This window comes from Paenibacillus sp. J45TS6 (genome assembly GCF_018403285.1).
GTDB lineage: Bacteria > Bacillota > Bacilli > Paenibacillales > Paenibacillaceae > Paenibacillus.
On sequence record NZ_BOSJ01000068.1, the window covers coordinates 1 to 438 of the forward strand.

Sequence of the window (438 nt, forward strand, 5' to 3'; positions counted from 1 at the left end):
TCGGCGCTGGAGGGCTTAACGGTCGTGTTCGGGATGGGTACGTGTGGAACCCCTCCGCTATCGCCACCAAACATGATTTTTGCGCTGTGATATCTTCAGTGAACACTCACCAGCAAAATATCAGTCCTTAGAAAGGACATGCAGCTTAAAATCTTCGGAAAATCTATACACTCTTCGCGTTTACTTGGGTTCAACACTGAAGTGTGAATCAAGAAACAAGCGTTTAGTTTTCCTCAAGGTTTTGCTCCCTGAAAACTAGATACGAAACATTCTTTACGATTTATAGCTTATGCTTTCCTTCAGAAAGCTTATAGGATAAGCCCTCGACCGATTAGTACTGGTCAGCTCCATGCATTGCTGCACTTCCACCCCCAGCCTATCTACCTCGTCGTCTTCAAGGGGTCTTACTCATTGGGAAATCTCATCTTGAGGTGGGCT

General features: G+C 45.7%; 2 rRNA genes. Both read right to left on the reverse strand.

Annotated elements, in window-relative coordinates:
* Positions 1-71, reverse strand: a 5S ribosomal RNA gene (gene rrf, locus KJS58_RS24935); the annotation flags it as partial.
* Positions 72-311: 240 nt separating this feature from the next.
* Positions 312-438 (reverse strand): 23S ribosomal RNA (locus KJS58_RS24940); the annotation flags it as partial.